Here is a 6,194-nt window from a genome sequence, read left to right on the forward strand (position 1 = left end):
ATCCGGCAACGCAATCCATCTGACGAACTCCCCTCATCCCACCCTCACTTGATTCATCATCAGCATCGACTTCCGATCTGCTTTCTCTCCGCTATCGAATCGCAAGCTCCTCCAGTATGAACGCAAGCCTGCGAGAATCCTCTTTTACGCCATAGTCGGAAGGAACGTAGCTGGAGTCGCTAAGGAGTTCCACATGAAATGCATCATCTCGCTGCAAGACTTCGGGCAGTGTGAACTCCGTGGAAAAAACTCCGGGTCTACTGACGAGAAGTCGATGATCGTACTTCCGATTGACGCGCACCTTGATCTTGATCGGGGCATTTGGTGCAACGGCTTTCCCGCGGATGTACAGCATGGTCTTCGGTTGTGATGGTTCATAGTTGGGCAGGGTAATCAAACCTTTGCGCCCAATCCAACCATCAGCATACCAACCATTGTAACGCTGCAATCCCGTTCGATCAAACAAGTACTGTGCGAAACGCTTCACGAGGCTAAGTATGCGAGCCTTAAAGCCGGCCCCACCATCGCTTCCTGGAGTGTCAAAGATGTCCTTCCCGTAAGCGTCCCACATGTAGTTGAAATACGCGGGGGGATATCTCATGATACTGTGCTTGCGAAGCATGCCGACGATTTCCCGGAATCTTTCTTTCCCCCCCACAGTAGTCTTAGCTGTCCCATGTTCCCGTATGCAAGCGATGTCTTCGGGCAAGTATCCGATAGGGAAGCGCTTACCGATTCGGATGAACAGGTCCCAATCCATCGTGTAGTGATAGGGTACTTCGAGCATTTCGATCGTTTCGAACAGCGCTTTCCGGAAGAACGAGGTTTGCTGAAGGATATAGTCGCCGTTGTAGATCAGCTTTGTGAGATCGAACTTGGGCTCCGTAAAGGGGAATTTCTCCTTGACTCTATCGAGTTCGTCAATTATATACCCCTCCCCGTACACCGTCATCACCTCAGGATGCTCGGCCATGAATCTTGTAGCTTTTGTCACCGCTCCAGGAAGATAAATGTCATCGGAGTTAAGCCAGCTAAGGATTTCCCCTTTTGCCATTCTGAATCCCTTGTTGATCGCGTCAGATTGCCCGTTGTCCTTCTCTGAGATCCAGCGTAACCTTCCCTCGTAGCGTCTGAGGATCTCAAGAGTCTCGTCCGTCGAGCCACCGTCAACGACGATGTGCTCGATGTATGGATAGTCCTGCGACAGAATACTCTGAATCGTCCTCTCTATGAAAATCCCCTGATTGAAGGAGGGGGTGACGATAGTAACCAATGGTGTCTGCGATGAGCTCACTGTTGATTCTGCCTTCTCGGGATGCCGATGTATTCAAGGATTCGCTTGATCCTCACGAGCGAACGGTAGATGATGTGCTGCTTGATAGCGGTGAGTTCTTCGTCCATTTTGTTAATCAACCGCAGTCTTTCCTCAGCCACTCGAAGGCGCTCTGCCGCGACACTCGTGAGCGATTCGACTTCTCTCAGACGGTCTTCCGCTGTATGCTGAAGTGTATCGATGACACGCTCTTTCTCAACAGACGCCTCCAGTTCCTTCTCCTTGTCCTTCAACTGTTTTAGAAGAACATCGTAGTCCCGCGACTTGTCAAGCACAGTCAGCCAGTTGATCGAATGCGCATAGGTATAAGCCTCTACTTCGCTTCGGACCTTCGATGGGAAGAACATGATTACATCGTTCGCAATCGCAATCTCATGACTTTTGCTCAGGCTGAAAACCTTCTCGATGACCTTTTGGAACCTTGGCCAGTGGCTGACCTCGTGGGGATAGGGAGGCGGGCAGAGGAAGAGCCTTGCATCGTCGATCAGCACAACGCTGTCGGGACCAAGACTTCCAATCGCATCCAACTCATCGAGGAGTGGACACTGTGAAGTTCCCCCCGCGGTTTTGTCAGCCACGCACCAATGTGCATCTAGCCAGATCAAGGCCGATGCCCTCTCCAGCTCAGGACTCAGCTTCTTCAGGATGTCTGCTGAGTGGCCGAGATGCAGCGTAAGCTTAGGGTTTTTCCCAAACCGCAGCATAACTTGGCGATAGTAGTCTTCGGAAAGTTCAACTGAATGGACCGCCGAGAACAGGGGCAGAACCAGTTCAATCGTGTCGCCCTCGAATGTTCCGGTTTCGACGAAGACGTCAAGAGGTAGGATTTTCTTGAGCGCCGCGATCAGGCCTACATCCACTGAAAAGTGCACTGCTCCCATGGCGTTAAGCGCCTCCTTTGAGTTTATTCACTTCAGCATCAAGCATCTCGATCAGCCTGAGGCGTTCTTCGGCCGCTCGTGTCATTGAATGGTACTCTGCGTCGAGCTGTTCGATCACATGCAACCGCTCATCGCAGATCTGTTGCAGCTTGGTTCTGTCAACTTCTAGCTGGCGAATGGTCGTATGAAGCTCCTGCAATCCGGATTCGTCCACGGCAACGGGCTCCGAGGGATCGGTGAGATCGCCGGCCGTGTAGTAGCGCGCGAAGACAGAGAGGATTTGCTGTGGTATGTGCTCGTAGAGATGGCGGTTGTCTTCCTGAAAAGGCTCTTTGAAGTAATCGGTGACCATTTCATACGAAGGAAAATAGAACAGCGTCTTATTCACATCGTCCCATCTCGAACGGAGAAATTCGTCGAGTCCGGCACGAAGGACCGCTTTGGACGCCGAGTTTGCCGTGAGAGCCGACACCGGCCTGAATGTAGCACCTAACCGGACCGGGGAAATCGTAAATATGATCTTCAGATCAGGCAAATGCTGACGCCTAAGCCAATCAATTTTTTCCAGCGAGCCTATCGTGGTGCTCAGCGATTCGACTCTGAACACGTGCCGGGCAGGATCATAGTACTTCTCAGGGATCGCCCGCCAGAGCGGCTCGCCCGTGACCTGATCATACCAGACCTCAGACAAACCAAGGGTCAGGACAAGAACGTCGATATTCTCAAACGTCTCTCTGACCAGGCGGCGGCGCTCTTCTGTCGCTTCGAAAATCTCCTTGTTCTTCTCTACCCAGAACGTCTTGTCCGAACCCAACTCATCGAAGGCCCAACGAAACTGCTGTGCGATCACCGAAACACTTTCAAACGAAAAAGCATTTCGAATGATTGCATTGTACGGCGACTTGGGAACTGATTTGTTGAATCCATGGTCAGCGAGCCAGAGCACAAAGTGCTTCGCAAAACAGCTTCCCAGCGCAATGACCTTTGTTTCAGGACGAATAAACGGTTCTGCGGGCTTCCAACCTTCCATGATTGAATCGAGCCCTGCTTTCCGCAGTTCACTTTGCGAAGGCAGCCATTTGAAATCCTTGGGCTTGAACCAGCGGCTGCCGAATTCCATTGGAGGATGCACTTCACCTTCTACCAGTTTCCTATCCATCAAATCGCGTTTGTACGGATCCATTGTTGTCGCCTCACAAAGATCATGCAATCTCAGTCCCGACGGACGTTCTCACAAGCAATACAGAATGTCACGCAGACCGTTGCCGCGATAGAATAATTTGGTTGTAACGCGTTCGCCCACTTCGCAGGCCTAAACATACAGGGAAAGACTACAAATGCCTACAGACCTTCATATTCTGAAACTCACGCGAAAGAATCTTCTTAAATCTCCTCTTGTCCCGATGATTGAAGTGGATGGGGGTGTTTCCCCATATCCCTCAACGAGAACCCGGCAAGATATTGTCGATTCGCCCCCAAGGTTTGAACGAAACAGATATAGTAGCGCGCTGGCGTGATACTCGGGCCGACCCTCCTAGCGCCACGGCAGGGTTTTCGATATGCTCACACACCTCCGAAGCGACCCCGACGTCATCAGATCTTGATCACGAAACAAGCTGTCGAGCATCCTGCCCAGCCCGAGATTGGCAGGTTGTCTTCATGAATGTTGCAGGCTCAGGCACAAGATTCGGCGAAACACGCTCGACCACGGGGGAGAAAACCTCTGTAACCTCGCGGCTGAACGACGCTGCGCTTCCCCTACCTCGACGGCCCTTCCCACGCGCATATCCTTCGTTGTGGATTCGAGCTTATCATAGGAGCGCACAAAAAGAAACTGGATCAGGATGTTCTGCAGATAGTCGTCCGGATGCGACCGAAACTTGATGCAATTCGTTGCTCTTCGTGATAGTGTTGCATTGGGCTGCCATCATCATCAAGCTCATAACCTGGAGGCATTGATGGCGCTGTAATTCTCTTCATAGTTCTGCGATCTCTCATGATGGAGATTTGTGTTTGTTCTCGAGATAGAATTGAATCATTTCGGCTGCACCACCAGTGTTGATGATTTGTCCATCCGTCATCACGACAACTCGATCGCAGAATGTCTGTATCTCAAGCATATCATGGCTTACAAACAGCAGGGTCCTTCCCTCCTCCTTCAACCGCTTGAACTCGTTTCTGCATTTTTCTTTGAATACGTTGTCGCCAACCGCCAATCCTTCATCAACGAGATAGATCGAAGCCTGCGATTGAACAGCGATCGCGAAGGCAAGTCGGACGATCATTCCTGTCGACAACGTGGAGAGTTTGGCATCAATGAATCTCTCCAGTTCCGCGAATGCTATTATGCTTTCGAGCCGCGCTCTCAGCTGTTTTCGAGTAAACCCGAGGGTTGAGCCATACAGGTAAACGTTTTCCTTGCAGGAGAACTCGGGCTGGAATCCAACTCCAAGCTCCAGGAGCGGGAAGATACTTCCCTGCACCTTCGCTGTCCCGGTCGAGGGAGGATAGATCCGGGAAATGATCTTCAGAAGCGTCGATTTTCCACAGCCGTTGCGGCCGATGATTCCGACAAATTCTCCGCGTTCGATCTGGAGATTGATATCCTTGAGCGCAAACAGAGGCTCGAAGTCGTATCGGCCCTTCCCGAGAGATGACAGCCAGTGAAACAACGTACGTTTCCGCTCGTGGGGGATGGAGAAGATCTTGGATACATTATGGAGATTTATGACGTTCATCGCTCTACAGTTGTTCCGCTAATTGGTCCTGGATTCGCAGGAAAATGATCAATCCTAGAATGAATGTGAAGAACGACGCCGCAACCGTAATGACAAGAAACTGCATATCGAAAAACCCATAGAGAAGATAGTGTCGCATCATCATGAAAATACGGGAGAGCGGATTCAGGAACACCGTGATCTGAGTCCCCTCCGGCAGCGAACTGACATCATAGACTACCGGTGTGAGCCAAAAAATCGCTACGACCAGCACACCCCATATTTGACCCAGGTCCCGAAACCGGGCATAGAGGGCTGCAAGGATGAAGCCGGCGCCAGTCGAGAAGAGCATGAGACAGAGGATTGGAATCGGAACCAGCCAAAGCAGATCTGGAATCCCTTTTGAAACAAATACGGCTATCAGAACAACCACCAGATTGACCATCAGAGAGAAAACGGCTGTTGCTGATGAAGCGATAATGATCAGATAGCGCGGAAAGTACACCTTCTTGATGATGTGCGCCTTCGCAGCGAGACTGTACATGGCGCTGTAGGTGCAGTCCTGGAAGAAATTATAGCAGACGATACCAAGAATCAGATAGAGAGCGAAGTCCGGGATTCTAAGATAGATGACGCTGGTGAAAACAAAATAGTAGACACCAAACATCAGGGCGGGACTCAGGAGGAACCAGAGATATCCGAGAAGGGAGTCGTGATATCGGAGACGAAAGTCCGCCACCGCGAATTCTCTCACGATGTCGAAAGATCTGCGAAATGTGCCGCTGGCTGTCATTCCATCTGCTTCTGAACTCAAGCTTCTCGTGCTCCCTTCGCGGTTCCTGATATCAATTTCGGGTCAAATATACGAACGAAAACGTTGCGAAAAAAGCGAAATTTGGAGAGGGTTGGCATTATCCATAGACATACATTATATTGGCTCAAGAAAAAAAGCAGACAAAGCAGGACAACTGATGATTCGACAACGCGTGCTACTCCTTTCGGCCTCGGCGGGTGAATACGGTGCGGAGAAGTCCCTTCTCGATCTGATCAGATCTTTTTCGAAAGAGATTGAGCCCATCGTTCTGGTCCCTGAACCAGGCCCGCTCGTCGATTCATTGACTGAATTAGGAATTCCGTGCAAGATTGTTCCCTTCACAATCCTCGACCGCAAGTACTTCCATCCCCTGGGCATACTGGCATACAAGGCATCCGCTCTGCTCTCTATTCTCAGGTTGACGAAGGTGTTCCGGCAGCTCAAGCCTG

Annotated in this window: 6 protein-coding genes; 1 reads left to right on the forward strand and 5 read right to left on the reverse strand. The window is 50.9% G+C overall.

The features are described 5' to 3' along the window. Positions 1–91: 91 nt before the first annotated feature. From NTU47_16890 to NTU47_16910, 5 genes are all read right to left on the reverse strand, one after another. Complete coding sequence (locus NTU47_16890) at positions 92–1,294, reverse strand: glycosyltransferase family 2 protein (GenBank protein ID MCX6135484.1); 1,203 nt, start codon at positions 1,292–1,294, stop codon at positions 92–94. Next, complete coding sequence (locus NTU47_16895; protein ID MCX6135485.1) at positions 1,291–2,214, reverse strand: hypothetical protein; 924 nt, start codon at positions 2,212–2,214, stop codon at positions 1,291–1,293. Before NTU47_16895 ends, NTU47_16890 begins: the two co-directional genes overlap by 4 nt. A gap of 4 nt (positions 2,215–2,218) precedes the next feature. After that, complete coding sequence (locus NTU47_16900) at positions 2,219–3,397, reverse strand: GSCFA domain-containing protein (protein MCX6135486.1); 1,179 nt, start codon at positions 3,395–3,397, stop codon at positions 2,219–2,221. An 811-nt stretch (positions 3,398–4,208) separates the two neighbouring features. Further along, positions 4,209–4,952, reverse strand: coding sequence for an ABC transporter ATP-binding protein (locus NTU47_16905; protein ID MCX6135487.1), 744 nt, complete (start codon positions 4,950–4,952; stop codon positions 4,209–4,211). Positions 4,953–4,956: 4 nt separating this feature from the next. Then, complete coding sequence (locus NTU47_16910) at positions 4,957–5,745, reverse strand: ABC transporter permease (GenBank protein ID MCX6135488.1); 789 nt, start codon at positions 5,743–5,745, stop codon at positions 4,957–4,959. Positions 5,746–5,902: 157 nt separating this feature from the next. Here NTU47_16910 and NTU47_16915 point away from each other — a divergent pair. After that, on the forward strand, positions 5,903–6,194 hold a 292-nt coding region (locus tag NTU47_16915), incomplete at its 3' end, for a hypothetical protein (protein MCX6135489.1).

It is taken from the genome of Ignavibacteriales bacterium (assembly GCA_026390595.1).
GTDB lineage: Bacteria > Bacteroidota > Ignavibacteria > UBA10030 > UBA10030 > UBA9647.